At 60.5% G+C, this 17,702-nt stretch carries 16 protein-coding genes; 4 read left to right on the top strand and 12 right to left on the bottom strand.

Annotation, left to right across the window (positions count from 1 at the left end):
• The first annotated feature begins 9 nt into the window (after nt 1-9).
• The gene (locus GM668_RS10655) at nt 10-1,740 is read left to right on the top strand and encodes a cation:proton antiporter domain-containing protein (RefSeq protein ID WP_155438935.1); all 1,731 of its coding nucleotides are present in this window, start codon (nt 10-12) and stop codon (nt 1,738-1,740) included.
• A 139-nt stretch (nt 1,741-1,879) separates the two neighbouring features.
• Nucleotides 1,880-3,391 (top strand): alkaline phosphatase D family protein, encoded by a 1,512-nt coding sequence (locus GM668_RS10650; protein ID WP_155438934.1) that lies wholly within the window; start codon nt 1,880-1,882, stop codon nt 3,389-3,391.
• A gap of 17 nt (nt 3,392-3,408) precedes the next feature.
• Here the strand turns inward: GM668_RS10650 and GM668_RS10645 are convergent, their stop codons facing one another.
• From GM668_RS10645 to GM668_RS10635, 3 genes are read right to left on the bottom strand one after another with little or no spacing between them, the layout of a single operon-like run.
• Complete coding sequence (locus tag GM668_RS10645; RefSeq protein ID WP_155438933.1) at nt 3,409-4,116, bottom strand: helix-turn-helix transcriptional regulator; 708 nt, start codon at nt 4,114-4,116, stop codon at nt 3,409-3,411.
• On the bottom strand, nt 4,110-5,108 hold the full coding sequence (locus GM668_RS10640) for a response regulator (protein WP_155438932.1): 999 nt from the start codon (nt 5,106-5,108) through the stop codon (nt 4,110-4,112). The genes GM668_RS10645 and GM668_RS10640 overlap by 7 nt, the downstream gene beginning before the upstream one ends.
• Nucleotides 5,108-6,385, bottom strand: a complete 1,278-nt coding sequence (locus tag GM668_RS10635; protein WP_229499158.1) for a sensor histidine kinase — start codon at nt 6,383-6,385, stop codon at nt 5,108-5,110. The genes GM668_RS10640 and GM668_RS10635 overlap by 1 nt, the downstream gene beginning before the upstream one ends.
• A 136-nt stretch (nt 6,386-6,521) precedes the next feature.
• On the opposite strand from GM668_RS10635, the gene cqsA reads away from it, so the two are divergent.
• Nucleotides 6,522-7,784, top strand: a complete 1,263-nt coding sequence (gene cqsA, locus GM668_RS10630; RefSeq protein ID WP_155438931.1) for an alpha-hydroxyketone-type quorum-sensing autoinducer synthase — start codon at nt 6,522-6,524, stop codon at nt 7,782-7,784.
• Here the strand turns inward: cqsA and GM668_RS10625 are convergent, their stop codons facing one another.
• On the bottom strand, nt 7,785-9,824 hold the full coding sequence (locus GM668_RS10625) for an NADPH-dependent 2,4-dienoyl-CoA reductase (protein ID WP_155438930.1): 2,040 nt from the start codon (nt 9,822-9,824) through the stop codon (nt 7,785-7,787).
• Nucleotides 9,825-10,125: 301 nt separating this feature from the next.
• On the opposite strand from GM668_RS10625, the gene GM668_RS10620 reads away from it, so the two are divergent.
• Nucleotides 10,126-10,692, top strand: coding sequence for an SRPBCC family protein (locus tag GM668_RS10620; RefSeq protein ID WP_155438929.1), 567 nt, complete (start codon nt 10,126-10,128; stop codon nt 10,690-10,692).
• Between the two features lie 38 nt (nt 10,693-10,730).
• Here the strand turns inward: GM668_RS10620 and GM668_RS10615 are convergent, their stop codons facing one another.
• From GM668_RS10615 to GM668_RS10580, 8 genes are all read right to left on the bottom strand, one after another.
• Nucleotides 10,731-11,183, bottom strand: a complete 453-nt coding sequence (locus GM668_RS10615; RefSeq protein WP_155438928.1) for a hypothetical protein — start codon at nt 11,181-11,183, stop codon at nt 10,731-10,733.
• 15 nt (nt 11,184-11,198) lie between these two features.
• Nucleotides 11,199-11,645 carry a DUF2721 domain-containing protein gene (locus tag GM668_RS10610; protein WP_155438927.1) on the bottom strand — a complete coding sequence of 149 codons (447 nt, stop codon included), beginning with the start codon at nt 11,643-11,645 and terminating at the stop codon, nt 11,199-11,201.
• A gap of 77 nt (nt 11,646-11,722) precedes the next feature.
• A complete protein-coding gene (gene pip / locus GM668_RS10605; RefSeq protein ID WP_155438926.1) occupies nt 11,723-12,679 on the bottom strand; it encodes a prolyl aminopeptidase in 957 nt (318 codons plus the stop codon).
• Nucleotides 12,680-12,727: 48 nt separating this feature from the next.
• Complete coding sequence (locus tag GM668_RS10600) at nt 12,728-14,065, bottom strand: amino acid deaminase (RefSeq protein ID WP_155438925.1); 1,338 nt, start codon at nt 14,063-14,065, stop codon at nt 12,728-12,730.
• Nucleotides 14,066-14,139: 74 nt separating this feature from the next.
• Nucleotides 14,140-14,880, bottom strand: a complete 741-nt coding sequence (locus GM668_RS10595; protein WP_155438924.1) for a beta-ketoacyl-ACP reductase — start codon at nt 14,878-14,880, stop codon at nt 14,140-14,142.
• A gap of 60 nt (nt 14,881-14,940) precedes the next feature.
• Nucleotides 14,941-16,119 (bottom strand): acetyl-CoA C-acetyltransferase, encoded by a 1,179-nt coding sequence (locus GM668_RS10590; RefSeq protein ID WP_155438923.1) that lies wholly within the window; start codon nt 16,117-16,119, stop codon nt 14,941-14,943.
• A gap of 57 nt (nt 16,120-16,176) precedes the next feature.
• Nucleotides 16,177-16,533, bottom strand: coding sequence for a phasin family protein (locus tag GM668_RS10585; protein WP_155438922.1), 357 nt, complete (start codon nt 16,531-16,533; stop codon nt 16,177-16,179).
• A gap of 124 nt (nt 16,534-16,657) precedes the next feature.
• Nucleotides 16,658-17,563: a LysR family transcriptional regulator gene (locus tag GM668_RS10580; protein ID WP_155438921.1), complete on the bottom strand. Its 906-nt coding sequence runs from the start codon at nt 17,561-17,563 to the stop codon at nt 16,658-16,660.
• Nucleotides 17,564-17,702 lie beyond the last annotated feature (139 nt).

Here is a 17,702-nt window from a genome sequence, read left to right as displayed (position 1 = left end):
TACTTACGCATGCACCATGACCTTCCCCTGATCACCACCATTGCTGCCGCGCTCGGTTCCGGGCTGGCATTCGGCTTCATTGCCACCAAGCTCCGTTTGCCCGCGCTGGTCGGCTATTTGGCAGCCGGCATCTTGATCGGACCTGCCACGCCGGGCTTTGTTGCCGATACGGCGCTGGCCGGGCAATTGGCGGAAATCGGCGTCATGCTGATGATGTTTGGCGTGGGGCTGCATTTCTCGCTCGATGATTTGTGGGAAGTGCGCAAGGTCGCACTGCCGGGCGCTGTGCTGCAAATCGGCGCCGCCACGGCCATGGGCATGGGATTGGCGCACTGGTGGGGCTGGAGCCTTGGCGGCGGCCTGGTATTTGGGCTGGCGCTGTCCGTGGCCAGTACTGTCGTGCTGCTGCGGGCGCTGGAAGAACGGGGCATCCTCGATACCTTCAATGGCCGCATCGCGGTCGGCTGGCTGGTGGTGGAAGACCTTGTTACCGTCATCGTGCTGGTGCTGTTGCCGCCGCTGGCCGGTGCACTGGGCGGCGCCGCGCCTGCCGATATACATACCGATCCGGATACGCCGCTGTGGCAAACCGTCGCCTTCACCATTGGCCAGGCGGCGGCATTTATCGCCTTCATGATGCTGGTGGGCCGCAAGCTGTTCCCCTGGCTGCTGTGGCAAGTGGCGCGCACGGGGTCGCGCGAATTGTTCACGCTGTGCGTGATTGCGGCAGCCGTCGGGATTGCGTTTGCCGCCACCAAACTGTTTGGCATTTCATTTGCGCTGGGCGCATTCTTTGCGGGCATGGTGCTGCGCGAATCGGAATTGAGCCACCGCGCCGCCAATGAATCGCTGCCGCTGCGCGACGCCTTTGCCGTGCTGTTCTTTGTCTCCGTCGGCATGCTGTTTGAACCAGCTATCCTCGTGCAACAGCCGCTGCACGTGCTGGCCGTGCTGGGCATTATCGTGCTGGGCAAATCACTGGCGGCGTTTGTGCTGGTGCTGCTACTGCGCTATCCGGCCAAGACCGCGCTGATGGTGTCGGCCAGCCTTGCGCAAATTGGCGAATTCTCCTTCATCCTGGCGGGGCTGGGCATCGCACTGCAATTGATGCCGCATGAAGGGCAAAGCCTGATCCTGGCAGGCGCCATCCTGTCGATTGCACTGAACCCGCTGATCTTTGCCGCAACAGGGCCGCTGGAACGCCGCTTTGGAAAAAACAGTCTGCTGGCGGCGCGCTTCGAACGCAGCGCGGATCCGCTGGCGGAATTGCCGATGTCGGTGCCGCATGAAAAACTCAGCGGGCAAGTGGTGCTGGTCGGATATGGCCGCGTGGGCCGCCGCATTGCCGCGCAACTGGCTTCGCGCGGCATTCCGTACGTGGTGGCAGAACAAAACCGCGAACTGGTCGACCAGCTGCGCCAGCAAGGCGTGCCTGCCGTGGCGGGCAATGCGGGGGAACCGGCGGTGCTGATCCAGGCCCATATTGCACGCGCCGCCATGCTGGTGATTGCCACGCCGGATACGTTCCACGTGCGGGCCATGCTGGAAACTGCGCGGGCCTTGAATCCCGATATCCGCACCGTCATGCGCACGCATAGCGACGAAGAAGCGGAATTGCTGCGCAAGGAACGGGCAGGGGAAATCTTCATGGGAGAAGATGAACTGGCGCGGGGGATGACGGCATACGTCGTGAAAACTTATGGAGAGCACCGCGCCCAGCATGAGCACGCGGCGCATTGACGTTTGATCCGAGCCAGGCACACGGTTTTAGAGGAATGCATAAAAATTAATTAGTTATCAGAATTGAATGAATCGATTACTATGTCGCTCCCGCGTCGCGGCGCCGCGTTCAGTTGCCGCACATTCGGAGTAGTCGTCGATGAGCAAGCAGTTGGGCCCCATTTTGAAATTTCTAGGCGCGGACGACGACGGCTGGCACGTCAGTATCTTGCTGGCCGCGCCGGCAGCGTCCATGCCCCATGTCGCGTGCCCCGCATCGGAATCCATCCACGCCACCTTGCTGGCGCGCCACGGCAGCGGCGTCGATGCCACGGAAGTGCGCAGCTTCCGCCTGGCGATCCCGCAAACCGCGTTTGAACAGCGCGTGCGCTATGACGTCGATGGCGCCGTCCACAGCTTCGTCGTCCCCGCGCGCGGCGCCGCGCCCACTTGCGCCTACACGTCGTGCAACGGCTTTTCCGATCCCAAAGTCATCAAGAAAGTGCGCGAACCCAATGCCATGTGGCGCCGCATGGCGGAGCGGCACGGCGCCCGCGCGCACCATTTGCTGCTGATGGGCGGCGACCAGGTGTACAGCGACAATATGTGGGAAGACGTCGATGCGTTGCGCGCCTGGCGCGCGCTGCCGGCCGATGCGCGCGACAGCGCGCCCTTCACGGAAACCATGCGCGCCCAGGTCGATGCGTTTTACTTCAATCTGTACATGGAACGCTGGAGCCAGCCTGCCGTGGCGGCCATGATGGCGCAGGCGCCCACCGTCATGATGTGGGATGACCACGATATTTTTGACGGCTGGGGTTCGTATCCGGATGCACAGCAGCACAGCGCCGTCTATCAAGGTATCTACAGCGTGGCGCGCCATTATTTCCGCCTGTTCCAGCTCCATGCGGCAGACGACGCTTCCGTTGCACTGCGCCTGCCAGGACAGCCGGGCTACAGCCAAGGCATCCGTGCCGGAGAATGCGCGATTCTTGTGCTGGACTTGCGCAGCGAGCGCACCCGCACCCGCGTGATGAGCGATGAAGCGTGGCAAGCCGTGTACACGTGGCTGGAAGAACAGCACGGCTGCCGCCACTTGTTCGTGATGTCCAGCATCCCCGTGGTGCACCCGGATTTCTCGACGCTGGAAACCTTGCTGAGCGCCCTGCCCGGCCGGCAGGAATTGGAAGATGACTTGCAAGACCACTGGCTGAGCCGCACGCACCGCCAGGAACGCCTGCGCCTGATACACCGCTTGCTGGACTGGGCTGCCGCGCGCCGCACCCGCGTCACCGTGCTGTCAGGCGACGTGCACGTGGGCGCGCTGGGCGTGATTGAATCGGACCGGCATCACCGCTCCCCCCACACGCCGGTGAACGCGGACGTCATCAACCAGTTGACGTCTTCCGGCATCGTACATCCGGCGCCGCCTGCCATGGCGCTGTTTTACCTGGAACACGTGGGCGGCCGCGTGGAAACGGTAGACCGCGGCATCACGGCCACGATGTATCCGTTCCCCGGCACGTCGCACCGCTATATCGGCGCGCGCAATTACCTGAGCCTGGAACCGGATACGGGCGCAGACACAGGCCACCGTATCTGGGCCAACTGGTGGGTGGAAGGCGAAGAGCAGCCGTACACGAAAGCCATCCATCCGGTCGGCGCCGAGTAAGCCGCCCAGTGAGTCTGCTAGAGCGCCAGCAACCCCAGTTCAATCGCGCGGCTGATCGCATGCCGCGTGCTGTAGACCTGCAGCTTGGCCGCCGCATTCTGCAAATGGAAATACACGGCGCGCTGTGAAATCCCCATCATGTCGCTGACTTCCCGGATGGTTTTGTCTTGCGCACTCCACGCCAGCGCTTCCCGCTCCCGCTCCGACAGCACACCGGCGCTACGCAGCAGGAATGCCGCGCCTTCATGCAAGTGCAGCGCCAGCAATTGCAGCGTGCCCTGTTGCGCACAGCCGGTAAAGCTGTCGCCATGCCGGCTGCGGTAAAAGTCCACGCGGCTCACGCCCGAACCACTGCGGCACGCGACGCTCATGCCATACACGACACCCGCTTCCCCCAGCTGTCCATACAGCGCATGGGGATACGCGGCATGCAGCACGTCGGCGCGCCACGATTGCGGCAGCGGTGAACGCGCCAGGCCGACATCGACCGGGTCACCCGTCTGGCGGCACAGTGCACGCAGCAAGGGATCCGGCAAACTGCCGACGGCTGTGCCGATACTGTCTTCCGCAGGCTGGTGGCGCACCATGAACCCCGTCACGCCAAGGTGCACATAGGCGCGCTGCGCCCCCAGCCGCCACGCTTCCCAGCTGACCGGCTGCAACAGCGGCGTGAAGAACCGGGCCAGAGCTTGCTGGCCCAGCATGTCTGCGGCGTCGATCAGCATACAGCCCCCTGATCGCGCAAGAAGTCCGCATACGAATACACAGGCCCCGGCAGCATATGCGCCGGCAAGTCGAACAAGGCCCAGTAATAATCCTGCTTGCCGGCGCAATGCCGCGCCGGCAGACAATACGACAGCCAATCCTGTTCGATGGCGTCCGTGTACATGCCCGTGTCGGAAAAGAATGGCAGCAAGCGCATATCCTGCAAGCCTTCGACCAGTTCACGCGGTGCGCCATTGTCTTGCGCCACTTCCATCTGCGCCAGCATGCCCGCTTCCGTCTCCACCACCATCAATGTCGGCTTGCCATTGATGTCGAAGAACAGGATGCCGGATGGATTCGGGAACAGGTAATACTCGACAAAGCCATACTGGCGGCGCAATTGATCCACCAGCGTCGCCATGGCGGGATCGGACAGGAACGTGAACGAGTGCCGCGCCAGCAAATCGCGCATGGTGTGCGACTGCGCGCAGAAGTACGCGTGTTCCAGCGTACGCACTTCATATTCCAGCCGGTCCAGCGCCCCGTGGTCACTCTTCTTGATAAAGCGGTCAATCAAGCCACTGTTGAATGCATCAATGGCCACCCGCTCATCCGCTTCACCCGTGAACAGGATTTTCTTGCATGGCAGGGCATTGACGGATTCGCAAAACGCCACGCCATTCATTTGCGGCATCCCGTAATCCACCACCAGCACGGCCGGCAACTGGAAGCGGTGGCGGTTCATCACCATGCGGTAAATCTGGTCGACATTGAACGCCACCACGCGCCGCTCGAACGACAGTACCTCTTCGTCATAGCCGACCGTGATATTGAACGGGCTGCTGGTGCGGTGCGCATCGCGCACCCACGCCAGCGCCGCTTCCGCGTCATGGAAAGCGCGCCGCGCCAGCTGGTGCGGCAATTGGAATGACAGGCTTTCCAGGAAAGTCTGGCTGTCATCTATCAGTGTCACCAGCGTCGGGTGCTGGTAAATCGGCAAAGTCAGGTCCATCAAACAGGTTCAAAATCAGTTACGTCAAATACCGGGCGCGGAAAATCCAGGGCGAAGATGGTATACCGCTGCAACCGCGAAATGCAACGGATCGTCACGTTCCATGCATCGAGCACTTCCTGGCAAAAACTCAGGCCGATACCGGAACCGCTGCCTTGCGGGTACGTGTAAAAGCGCCGGAAGATATGCGGCTGGCGGGCCGGATCGATGCCGCTACCCGTATCGATAAACAGCAAACGCGGCTGGGCGCGCGTACCATCGATAATGATGCGGATACGCCCCTTGCCGGCCCGCTGCAGCGCCGCCAATGCGTTGCGCAGCAGGTTCAGCAAGACCATCGAACACAAATCACTCTGCCCCAGGAATTGGAAATCAGCCCGCACCGTGACAGCGACCAGTTCCGCCTGCCCCGGATTGGCAAAGGGATAGCGTTCCAGCATGGACTTTACCATTGTTTGCATCGACAGCACTTCGCGCTGGCGGGAAGTACGCTGGCTGGCAGTGGAACTCAATAACAGCAAGTCAATGGCGTTATTCATGTGCCGCACTTCGATTTCCACCCGCGCCAGCGCTTTTTCCATGGCCACCCGGTCGCGTTCCTGCATGCCGGGCGCCTGCTGCAGCAAGCGCTTCATGCCCCGTGAATTGGCGTCGATCGACAGCAAGGGCGTGCGCAATTCGTGCGAAACCGTACCCATGGCCGCCGCCATGCCAGCCAGCCGCTCCGCTTCCAGCATGCCCCGCCCCACTTTGGCCAATGACACGGCAACAATGGCAAACAGGTAAATCGGCCACTGTCCCTGCATCAGCAGCTGCACCAATGTGCCGTCCGCATGCAGTACGTAATAAAGTGCGTACGCCAGTGACGTGCCGATCACATACGACAGCAGCGCCAGCGCGAAATCAAAATGGAACAGCAAGATGACGGCAATCAGCAGCGATTCACTCCACACGCTATTGGCCCCGTTCATCAGGTACATATACGTGAAGAAGAACGGCAGGATATACGTCAGCCCCGCCACTTGATAGGCGGGGAACCAGCGCTGGCGGGCGAAACGCACTGCGCAGATACCGGGCAGGCAGACGGCCATGCCGGCCAGGCGCAGCCACAAGTTTTCATACGGCTGCGGAAACCAGTCATGCCACACCACGTAATACAGCGGCATGCCCACCAGCGCAATCCACGACATTTGCGCAATGCGTTTGATGACGGCATCGTGCGGATGTGCCTGTTCACGCTGCCAGCCGGCAGCGGCCTGCGCCCAACCCCGTCTCAACGCTGAAAAGTATTTTGTTCTGGACACACTAATTACCTATTTGACATCACCCAATCCATGCGTACGATGAATGCGAACGCGCACGGAGGATACCACCGAGTGCCGTCCCCTTTCCCTTTCTTCCACAGGAGCCTGTATGACTGACACTTTCATTGCCTTCCCTTCCACTGCCTCTTCCGGCGTGCTGTCCACCTTGCCCGCCGCCGAGCACCGTCTTCCCGACTTCGTCAATGCACGCATGGATGAACATTACGTCGAGCGGGTCGGCAAGCTGCTGGGCGGCGAGCATATGCACACGTGGCTGCCGCCCGGCCCCGACGCGATTTATGTCGCCAGCAACGATTACCTGTGTATCGCGGGCGAACACCAGCTGCTGCAGGCGCAGGCTGATTGCCTGCGCCTGGGCGGCGCGGATTTGCTGATGTCGTCCGTATTCCTGCAGGAAGGCAGCCGCCAGCACCGTCTCGAACAGCAGTTTGCCCGCTTCATGGGTTCGGAAGATGGCTTGCTGACGCAATCCGGCTGGGCTGCCAACGTCGGCCTGCTGCAAAGCATCGCTGGTCCCGGTGTGCCCGTGTATCTGGACATGATGGCGCACGCATCGCTGTGGGAAGGCGTCACGTCCGGCCAGGCCAAAGCCGTGCCGTTCCTGCACAACGACATGGGGCACTTGCAGCGCCAGCTGGACAAGCACGGGCCCGGCGTTATCGTCGTGGACACCGTGTACAGCACCAATGGCAGCCTGTGTCCGTTGGAAGCCGTGGTGGCGCTGGCCGAATCGTCCGGCAGCATCGTGGTCGCAGATGAATCGCACTCGCTGGGGACGCACGGGCCGCAAGGGGCGGGGCTGGTGGCGCAACTGGGCTTGTCGGACCGCGTGCATTTCCGCACGGCGTCGCTGGCCAAGGCGTTTGCGGGACGGGCCGGCCTGATTACGTGCTCGACCAAATTCAAAGGCTATTTCCTGTCCGCGTCGCGTCCAGCGATTTTCAGTTCATGCCTGCTGAGCCATGAACTGGCGTGGTTTGAAGCGGCGCTGGCGTTGATCCGCCACGCCGATGACCGCCGTGCAGCCTTGCGCGCGAATGCGCAGCAAATCCGTGCGGGCCTGACGGACATCGGCTACAACGTCAGCGATGGCAGTGAACAGATTATTGCGCTGGAACCGGGGCCGGAACCGCGCACGCTGGCGTTGCGCAAGGCGCTGGAAGCACGGGGAGTATTTGGCGCCGTGTTCTGCGCACCCGCGACGGCGCGCAACCGCTCGCTGGTGCGGCTGACGCTCAATTCCGGGCTGACGCAGGTGGAGATCGACAAGATCCTGTCCGTGTGCGCGGAGATTTACGATGAACTGGATGTGCCCACGTGGTCATCCAGCAAGCGCGCACGCCGCAACTGATCACAAGCTGGCAGCCAGCTCCGCACCTTCCTTGATCGCGCGCTTGGCGTCCAGCTCCGCCGCCAGCGCGGCGCCTCCGATCTTGTGGAACCGTGGGCTGCCTTGCTGCGCCTGCCCTTCCGGCGGCATCAGCTCGGCCAGGCTATCCTGCCCCGCGCAAATCACGATGTTATCCACGGCAAGCAAACGCTGTTCGCCATCGACAGTGATATGCAAACCGTGGTCATCGATTTTGTCGTACTGCACACCACCCAGCATGACGACGCCATTGCGCGCCAATACCGCGCGGTGCACCCAGCCCGACGTCTTGCCCAGGCCGGCGCCCAGCTTGGTGGTCTTGCGCTGCAACAGGTACAGCTGGCGCACGGGCTCCGCCACGTGGGCATGGACCAGCCCCCCGCCCGTGGTGGCCTTCAAATCCACGCCCCATTCACGCGTCCAATGGTCGACCGGCAGCGGCAAAGGATGGCGCGGGTCATGCAGCAGGTATTCACCCACGTCGAAACCAATGCCGCCCGCGCCTATGATGGCCACGCGCTTGCCGACCGGCTTTTTGTGCAGCAGCACGTCGAGGTACGACAGCACCTTTGCGTTTTCAATCCCGGGAATCGGCGGCATGCGCACCTTGATGCCGGTGGCGACGATGACTTCGTCATAGCCGCCGGCCAGCAACTGCTCGCGCGTCACGCGCGTATTCAGGCGCACGTCGACGCCCGTCAATTCCAGCTTGCGCGCAAAGTAGCGCAGGGTTTCAGCGAATTCTTCCTTGCCGGGGATTTGCATGGCCACCTTGAACTGGCCGCCCACTTTGTCGCTGGCGTCAAACAACGTCACGTGGTGGCCGCATTCCGCCGCCACCGTGGCGGCCGACAGGCCAGCAGGCCCGGCCCCGACGACGGCCACCTTGCGCGCCTTCGGCTTGCGCACGTATTGCAGTTCTGTTTCATGGCAGGCGCGGGGATTCACGAGGCAGCTGGCCCGCTTGTTCTGGAACGTGTGGTCGAGGCACGCCTGGTTGCAGCCGATGCACGTATTGATTTCATCCACGCGGCCGGTAGCGGCTTTCACGACAAAGTCCGGGTCGGCCAGGAAGGGCCGCGCCATCGACACCATGTCCGCATCGCCGCGGGCAATGATGGCTTCCGCTTCATCGGGCATATTGATGCGGTTCGACGCCACCACGGGGACCGTGACTTCCTTTCGCAAGCGACCGGCCACGCTGGCAAAGGCTGCACGGGGCACGGACGTGACGATGGTCGGCACGCGCGCCTCATGCCAGCCGATGCCCGTGTTCAGGATCGTCACCCCGGCCTGCTGCAGCGCTTTCGCCACCGTGACGACGTCTTCCCACGTATTGCCCCCTTCCACCAGGTCCAGCAGCGAATGGCGGTACATGATGATAAATTCGCGGCCCACGGCAGCGCGGATGCGGCGCACGATTTCCACCGGCAGGCGCATGCGGTTTTCAATGGCGCCGCCCCAGCGGTCGGTGCGCGTATTGGTGCGCGCGCACAGGAACTGGTTCAGCAGATAGCCTTCGCTGCCCATCACTTCGATGCCGTCATAACCGGCTTTTTGCGCCAGCTTCGCGCAGCGAACGTAATCCTTGATGGTGGATTCGATGCCCGCTTCCGTCAGCGGACCAGGCTTGAATGGGGAAATCGGCGATTTGTGGCCGGACGCCGAAACGACGAAGGGATGGTAGCCATAGCGGCCCGAATGCAGGATTTGCATCAGGATTTTGCCGCCCTCTTCGTGCACGGCGCGGGTGACTTTGCTGTGGTTGTAAATATCGCCTGCGGAATTCATCGTGCCGCCCAGCGGCAGCAGCCAGCCCTGGCGGTTGGGCGAAATACCGCCCGTTACAATCAGGCCGACGCCGCCTTTGGCCCGTTCGCGGTAAAACGCCGCCAGCTTGCCATAATTGAAAAAGCGGTCTTCCAGGCCCGTATGCATCGACCCCATGATGACGCGGTTGCGCAAGGTCGTGAAGCCAAGGTCGAGGGGAGCCAGCAGGTGGGAGTAGCGTGCGGTCGTCATGTTGAATTCTTAGAATGGAGACGTAAAGACCGGGATTACAGCGGAAATCATTAGACCCGTGTTTCTAAAATCCTTGCCATCGCTCTGTAACACTCGTGTCCCAAATTGCTAGATCGTTGACATATAAATCTGGCGAAGTCGGCCCGAGACAAGGCGCAAAGCACAGCAAGGCAGCGCCTTGCGAGCATTTGCAACGCCGTATCGGGTCGATGCTCGCCGGATTTAGTCAACGAGTCTGCAATTTGGGGCACGAGCATGAACTACGCTTGTATTCTGCCACTCTTTACCGTACGCTGGAAAAATGAAGCGATTGTTAGTCCTGCTGCTGTTTAGCCTGTGCATCCACGCACACGCCCAGCCTGCAAAAACCGAACCACCGAAACTGGAAGTCGCGGTTAACCGCATCCAACAGGACAACCTGCATTTGTATGAAGTCAATGCCAATGGCGCCGTACAGGCGCCGCTGGCGGCCGTGTGGAAAACGCTCACCAATTATGAAAAAATGAATGAATTCGTGCCCGACATGCAGTCATGCCGGGTATTGTCGCGCAATGGCAATGAAGTCATCATCGAACAGTTCGGCACGGCGCACTTCCTGTTCATGTCGAAATCCATCCACCTGATCGTGCGCGCCATAGAACAGCCGATGGCCGCTATCGACATCGCGCTGATTTCAGGCGATATGAAGCACTATGAATCGCGCTGGGAATTGCAGCCGCTGGCCGACGGCGGGACGCGCGTGGTCTATTCCGGCAAGCTGGTGCCGAATTTCTACGTGCCCGGGATTTTAGGCACCAATCTCATCCGCAGTGATATCGAGCGCATGATGGGGGCCGTGCTGGCCCGCATCGACAAGGGCGGGGCCTAAAGTGTGGATGCCCGGCCTGAAGGCCCGGCACCCATGATTTAAGCGAGGTACGTATCGCGGTCGCGCAGCTCGGCAAACTGTTCGATGCTGCCGATCTTGATCATCACGGGATTCAAGCTCAAATTCGCCTGCATCGCGCGCCACGCGAATTGCCATTCGCGCTCCTGCGCTTCAGCCGGCGTCTTCGTGAAGGCTGCGCCCAGCGCCGCGCGGGTGCCGTATTCGATGGCGCCATCAATACCCGCCCAGCTGGGCAAGGTGCGCTGTACGGCGCGGTGGATACGCTCGCCGAATTCTTCCGTGTTATGGATGATCAGGCAGGCGTCAGCGGAAAACAAGTCAAACAGGTTGCGGTCCCACACCTGGGAAAAGCTCAGGGTCAGGCATTGCGCGGTCGGGCGCAGGATGAATTCACCCTGCGACAGGGCCTGTTCCAGGTCGCCGCGGATGCCATAACGGTACAGGGTTGGGGGGCGTTGATAGTCGTGCATGGGACGATGGTACTCTTATTTCTTTAATGGGTGACGCACGTGCCGGTGCGCGCGCATCGCGGCGGAAGCAATGAAGATTTCCCGCAGCAGGTAAACAAAACTGGCAATCAACGCCACCATTGCCAGCACAAACAAGCCGGCAATGTATTTATCCAGCGTAACGTCGGTGGTATCGCCAATGAACAGCATGCCAATCACCAGGCAGACCAATAACCCGCACGACGTCGATGACGCAATCGCAATATTGATCAAGTGCGATCTTCGGTACAGCACATCGAGTTCGTTCAGGGAACTTTCGTTGTAGCCAACGTCGAGCCGGTCTTCCAGCACGCGCGAGCGGTCGATAATGCGGGCCAGGCGGTTGGTCAGCACCATCAGTTTGGTGCACACGCCGGCCAACAGGAATACCGGCGCGATCGCCAGCTGGATGATATGGCCGATATCGCCGACTTGTATATTCATCTGAAGCTAATTCTGGTACGGGTCCGGGCATAAGTGTAACAGACGGCGCACCACCGCCTGCCGCTTTCCCGGATGCGTCAGTCGAAGCGGCGCTGCTTGCGGAATTGTTCAGTCGCCGTCACCAATGCCCGCGTAATACCGGTTTCCATGGCGCCGTGGCCCGCATCTGGAATCATTTTCATGACGGAGCCTTTCCAAGCCTGGTGCAGGCGCCACGCGGACACTGGCGGGCAAATCACGTCATAGCGGCCCTGCACGATCACGGCCGGCAAGTGGGCAATGCGGCTGACATTGTCCAGCAACTGGTTATCGGTAAAGAAGCCCAGGTTGGCCATGTAATGCGATTCCAGGCGGCCCACGCCCAGGTCCAGCGAATCCGACGGCGGTTCTTCCGGCTGCGGCAGCAGGAACACGCGGCGCCCTTCAAAGCGGCTCCACGCGCGCACGGCCGGCCAGTACACTTCCGGGTCATGGCTCATGATCCGCTGGTGGTAGGCGGCCAGCAAATCGCCCCGCTCGTCCACAGGAATGCCCGCAACGAATTCGTCATACACGTCCGGGTGGAACCATTCGGAACCATTGAGGAAGAAGTCGATTTCACGCCGGGTGCACAGGAAGATGCCCCGCAACACAAAGCCCAGGCAGCGTTCCGGGTGCGCCTGGCCATACGCCAGCGCCAGGGTGGAACCCCATGAACCGCCAAACACCAGCCACTGTTCAATGCCAAACATGGTGCGCAAGCGCTCGATATCTTCGATCAGCAATGGCGTCGTGTTGTTGCGGCACTCGCCCAGCGGCATGGATTTGCCCGCGCCGCGCTGGTCGAACAAGATCACGCGGTAATGCAGCGGATCGAAGAAACGCCGGTGCGCGGGTGACAGGCCCGCGCCGGGGCCGCCATGCAGGAACAGCACGGGAATGCCGTTCGGGTTGCCCACCTCTTCCCAGTAGATGGTGTGGAGATCGTCAACTGCCAGCATTCCGTGCCGCAGCGGGGAGATCGGGGGAAACAGCGTGGTATTCAGTTCTGCCATGGGGATCCTTGTTGTTTCCGTGATTTTAATGGATGCCCGGCATACCCGTCAGAAGAAGGTATTGACGGCATAACGCACTGTGTAGGCGTCGTCCACTACCAGCAACAGCGGCCATTTATCGAACGTCGTGCACGGGTGCGATATGCCGCAGCCGATCAAGTCGCCCACCTGCAGCGATGTGCACAGCGGATCGCCTTCCGGCAAGCGCAGATACGCGTGCTGGTCATTCATCTTGTCGATGCGGCAGCCGGGCGACAAGTCCACTGCCTCTTCCGCGCCGAAAGCGCCCGGTTCGCCGGGGCGGTGCACATACAGGGGCAGCGGCAATTCCATGTCATACGACGCATCGCGCTTGCCCATCGACAGGATCGCCAGGTCCGGTTCCGGCCGCGACAGCACCATGCTCCACACTTCCAGCGCCGGGCGCAGCCCACTCGATACGTGTTCGCGCTGGTCAACATCCTGCGTTAAATCCTGATAAAAACCGTGATCGTTGGTCAGATAGCAGCCGCTGCGCAGTACCGGCAGCACCGGACGCGACAAGCCCTTGACGCCCGCAAAGCCGCGCGCCACCAGATCGAAATACGCGGAGCCGCCGGCCGACAGCACGATCTGTTCGCCGCCAAACAGTTTTTCCTTGTCCGCCTCGCGCACCAGCGCCACCAGTTGCGCGACAAACGCTTGCACGGCTTCCACCGCGTGATGCCGGTCATGGCTGTGCAACAGCCCTTCATAGCCTTCGATGCCCGCCAGCTGCACACCCGGCGCTTTCTTGATGGCGCGCGCTACGGCCATCGCCTGTTCTGGCGTGCGGCAGCCGGCGCGCTTGCCTTGCAGGCCCAGTTCCACCAGCAGCGGCAGCGGGCGCTCCAGCCTGGACGCCACCACGGCTTGTGACAGGCGGTGCACGCCCGCCTCGGAATCGGCCAGCGCCATGAATTCAAAACGGGGATCGGATTTCATCAGCGCCACCATGGCGTGGATGTCCGACGGCGCCACCAGCTGGTTGGCCAGCAGTACGCGGCGCACGCCGAAGCGGTACGCGACCTGCACTTGCGCCGCCGTGGCCAAGGTCATGCCCCACGCGCCGTTGGCAATTTGCGCGCCAAACAATTGCGGACACATGGTGGTCTTGCCATGGGGCGCCAGCACGGCGCCATGGCGCGCGCAAAAGCTGTGCATCCAGTCGAGATTGTGCAGCAGCGCGGATTCCTTTAGCAGCGCGACCGGGTAGCTGGTGTCGCCGCGCAGCACATTCCAGCGCTGTACGCCGATTGCCCCCTGGCGCATCGGCTCCGTCAACGGCAAGCCTTTGACGCCCGGCTGCAATACCTGTTCTCCCAGGCTGGCCAGCGCCAGCCCGCCATCGGGCAATAAACGGTCCATATCCCCTCCAGAAGAAAAAAAGCACCGCGAGCATGATGCTCGCGGTGCTTCATGTTGAGCTCAGTTCAGCAGTCTTACGACATGTGCTGGCCGCCGTTGATGGCGATGTTGGCGCCGGTGACGAATGCAGCTTCGTCCGACGACAGGTAAGCCACCAGGCCCGCGACTTCTTCCGGTTTGCCCAGGCGAGCCATCGGGATTTGCGGGATGATCTTCGAATCCAGCACTTCCTGAGGGATCTCCATCACCATCTTGGTGCCGATGTAACCTGGCGAAATGGTGTTGACGGTGACGCCTTTGCGCGCCACTTCCAGCGCCAGCGCTTTCGTGAAACCGTGTACGCCGGCTTTCGCAGCCGAGTAGTTGGTCTGGCCGAACGCGCCTTTCTGGCCGTTGACGGAGGAAATGTTGATGATACGGCCCCAGCCGCGATCCACCATGCCATCCGCAACCGGCTTGGTCATGTTGAATACGGAATCCAGGTTGGTGCGCATGACGGCGTCCCAATTGACCTTGTCCATCTTCTTGAAGGTCATGTCGCGGGTGATACCGGCATTGTTGACCAGCACTTCGACCGGACCCACTTCGCTTTGTACCTTGGCCACGCAAGCCTGTGCCGACTCATAGTCAGCCACGTCGCACGGATACGCCTTGAAGTCATAGCCCTGATCTTTCATCGTGGCCAGCCAGGCTTCCGCTTTCGTGTTGTTGGGGGAATACGTGGTTACTACTTTATAGCCGAGGGCTGCCAGTTTGATGCAAATTGCTTCGCCCAAACCACCCATACCACCCGTTACCAATGCAACTCGTGCCATTTTTTTATCCCCTCTTTTTTTCAATCAATAAGACGTGAACAGTACTACCAATTGCAAAAATTAAGCGCGCTCGACAGCAAGAGCAACACCCATGCCACCGCCGATGCACAGCGATGCCAAGCCCTTCTTGGCATCACGGCGCACCATTTCGTGCAGCAGCGTGACCAGAATACGTGCACCGGATGCACCGATTGGGTGACCGATCGCGATGGCGCCACCGTTCACGTTGATCTTGCTCGTATCCCAGCCCATTTCTTTGTTCACGGCGATAGCTTGTGCCGCGAACGCTTCATTGATTTCCATCAGGTCCAGGTCTTGCGGCGTCCAGCCGGCTTTTTTCAGGCACAGTTTGGCGGCCGATACCGGGCCCATGCCCATGAATGCCGGGTCCAGGCCGGACGAGGCGTACGCCTTGACTTTGGCCAGCACTGGCAAGCCCAGTTCTTTCGCCTGGGTCGCGGTCATCATGATGACGGCAGCGGCGCCATCATTGATGCCGGATGCGTTACCCGCAGTCACGGTGCCTTCCTTGTTGAACGCCGGGCGCAGGCCGGACAGCGCTTCCAGGGTCGAACCTGGCTTGATGTATTCATCCGAATCGAACACCACGGTGCTCTTCTTGCTGGCGATTTCCAGTGGAATGATCTCGTCCTTGAACTTGCCTTCCTTTTGCGCGGCTTCGGCTTTCAGCTGCGACTGCAGGGCGAATTCATCTTGTTCGGCACGGGAGATTTCATATTTCTTGGCCACGTTTTCCGCCGTGATGCCCATGTGGTACTGGTTGTACACGTCCCACAGGCCGTCCACGATCATGGTGTCGGTCATCTTGACGTCGCCCATGCGGAAACCGTCGCGCGAACCGTTCAGCACGTGCGGCGAAGCGCTCATGTTTTCCTGGCCGCCGGCGATGATGATGCTGGCGTCGCCGCACTTGATGGCCTGGGTGGCCAGGTGGGTGGCTTTCAGGCCGCTGCCGCACACTTTGTTAATGGTGTAGGCTGGAACACTGGTTGGCAGACCGGCTTTGATCACTGCCTGGCGCGCTGGGTTCTGGCCCACGCCAGCGGTCAGCACTTGGCCCAGGATGGCTTCGCTGATCAGGTTCGGGTCGATATTGGTTTTCGCCAGCAAGCCCTTGATAACATGGGCGCCCAGTTCCGCTGCAGGGATCTTGGCCAGGCTGCCGCCGAACTTGCCTACGGCCGTACGGCCTGCTGCTACGATGACTACATCTTCCATTTGTTTCTCCAGTGAACATGGCCGAATGGCCGATGAAAAAATTTCAACTTACTAATTCTATCGGGGAGCATGTGGCGCACGATTGAATAACCCTTGCAGCGGTACGGCTGCTTCGGTCATCAGCGTGTGTGCATCCCGGGCGATGCCGGCCGCTTGCCTGCCATAGGCTTGCACGCGGTCGAGCGCCTGTTGCGACTGCACCGCCGACAGGCTCAGCCAGTCTTGCGGGTCTTTCAGCGATAGCAATTGATTTGATGCGTCCGAGGCAATGACGAAGAGGTTCTTGACGGAGTCCAGCTGGAGGTCGACCAGGCCGGCGCTACTTTGAAGCACGGCTTTGGCACAGGTATCAAAACTGCGGATGTGAGCTTCAATCAAGGACTGCGCTTGCGAATACTGTTCTGGGTTAAACATGGATTCCTTGTCAGAAAGCGGACCTGCAAACCAAAAACGTTATGATATGCATCACTTCTGTCAACGCCTTTGATCTAGAGCAATGCTACCAATTTCATTGTGGTTGAATTGTCACGAATTGTCACTATAAGAGTTTGATACCGTCGAGCGCCCCGGCACACTGCTCCCGTATCACATTAATGAAATCAAGCACATATGCCTTCGAACGGAGCGTATCTGGCACCGAAACGTACAGATCTGACCACAGTCCGCTTTCATTGACAGGCCGTGATACTACGTAGTCATAATCAACATAATTTTTAATCGCCCAATTTGGTAGGACGGCAATACCGCGCTTGCTGGCCACCAATTGCATTATGGCAACGGTGAGTTCCGCCATGCGGCGCTCATAGCGTATGCCTGCCGGACGCAAGACTTCTCGGATCAATTCCACCCGCTGTTCCGGTACCGGATAAGTAATGATGGTTTCATCCGTGAAGTCACTGGCGTGCAAGCGGCGCTGAGCAGCCAGCCGGTGCTTGTGCGCCATCACGACCAGCATTTCAAAGCGAAACAGCGGGAACGCCGCATACCCGGCGCTGTATTCGGAACCAATCACCAAATCCGCCTGGCCCGAACGCAGCAATTCGGCAGGCTCGCTGTGGAAACCGGAGACCAGGTCGATTTCCACTTCCGGCCACCGCTTGCGGAATTCATTCATCACTGGCATCAGCCAGTCGAAGCACGTATGGCACTCCAGGGCCACGCGCAATTGCCCTTGGTCGCCTTGCGACAGGCGGGCCACGTCGCGTTCCGCCTGTTCGATTTCCGGCAACAGCGTATCGGCCAGGCGCAGCAGGCGCTCGCCCGTCGCGGTAAAGCCGATCGGCACGGATTTGCGCTCAAACAGCGGGCTGCCGTAGCGATCTTCCAGCAATTTGATCTGATGCGACAGCGCGGACTGCGTCAGGTTGAGCAATTGCGCGGCGCGCACCAGGCTGCCGGCGGAGCGCAAGGCACTGAGCGTACGTAAGTGGCGTATTTCCAGCATATGAAGAGGATTCAAGCATCCCTGAAAAATCTTGCCGCAACTTTACAACACGAATATTTAATCTAAATGACAACATGCCGATCTGCATAAAACTTTATCCCGGCACGCCCCAGGAATTTCTAAACAGCAAAACCCTTGC

This window comes from Pseudoduganella ginsengisoli (genome assembly GCF_009720865.1).
Lineage (GTDB): Bacteria > Pseudomonadota > Gammaproteobacteria > Burkholderiales > Burkholderiaceae_D > Rugamonas > Rugamonas ginsengisoli.
Note: the sequence above shows the minus strand (reverse complement) of the source record. Positions and strands in the feature narration are given on the sequence as shown.

Bases quoted from the DNA above. Each gene is read 5' to 3' on its own strand.
- GM668_RS10655 (WP_155438935.1), top strand. From the start codon at position 10: ATGCACCATGACCTTCCCCTGATCACCACCATTGCTGCCGCGCTCGGT.
- GM668_RS10650 (WP_155438934.1), top strand. From the start codon at position 1,880: ATGAGCAAGCAGTTGGGCCCCATTTTGAAATTTCTAGGCGCGGACGAC.
- GM668_RS10645 (WP_155438933.1), bottom strand. From the start codon at position 4,116: ATGCTGATCGACGCCGCAGACATGCTGGGCCAGCAAGCTCTGGCCCGG.
- GM668_RS10640 (WP_155438932.1), bottom strand. From the start codon at position 5,108: ATGGACCTGACTTTGCCGATTTACCAGCACCCGACGCTGGTGACACTG.
- cqsA (WP_155438931.1), top strand. From the start codon at position 6,522: ATGACTGACACTTTCATTGCCTTCCCTTCCACTGCCTCTTCCGGCGTG.
- GM668_RS10625 (WP_155438930.1), bottom strand. From the start codon at position 9,824: ATGACGACCGCACGCTACTCCCACCTGCTGGCTCCCCTCGACCTTGGC.
- GM668_RS10620 (WP_155438929.1), top strand. From the start codon at position 10,126: ATGAAGCGATTGTTAGTCCTGCTGCTGTTTAGCCTGTGCATCCACGCA.
- GM668_RS10615 (WP_155438928.1), bottom strand. From the start codon at position 11,183: ATGCACGACTATCAACGCCCCCCAACCCTGTACCGTTATGGCATCCGC.
- GM668_RS10610 (WP_155438927.1), bottom strand. From the start codon at position 11,645: ATGAATATACAAGTCGGCGATATCGGCCATATCATCCAGCTGGCGATC.
- pip (WP_155438926.1), bottom strand. From the start codon at position 12,679: ATGGCAGAACTGAATACCACGCTGTTTCCCCCGATCTCCCCGCTGCGG.
- GM668_RS10600 (WP_155438925.1), bottom strand. From the start codon at position 14,065: ATGGACCGTTTATTGCCCGATGGCGGGCTGGCGCTGGCCAGCCTGGGA.
- GM668_RS10595 (WP_155438924.1), bottom strand. From the start codon at position 14,880: ATGGCACGAGTTGCATTGGTAACGGGTGGTATGGGTGGTTTGGGCGAA.
- GM668_RS10590 (WP_155438923.1), bottom strand. From the start codon at position 16,119: ATGGAAGATGTAGTCATCGTAGCAGCAGGCCGTACGGCCGTAGGCAAG.
- GM668_RS10585 (WP_155438922.1), bottom strand. From the start codon at position 16,533: ATGTTTAACCCAGAACAGTATTCGCAAGCGCAGTCCTTGATTGAAGCT.
- GM668_RS10580 (WP_155438921.1), bottom strand. From the start codon at position 17,563: ATGCTGGAAATACGCCACTTACGTACGCTCAGTGCCTTGCGCTCCGCC.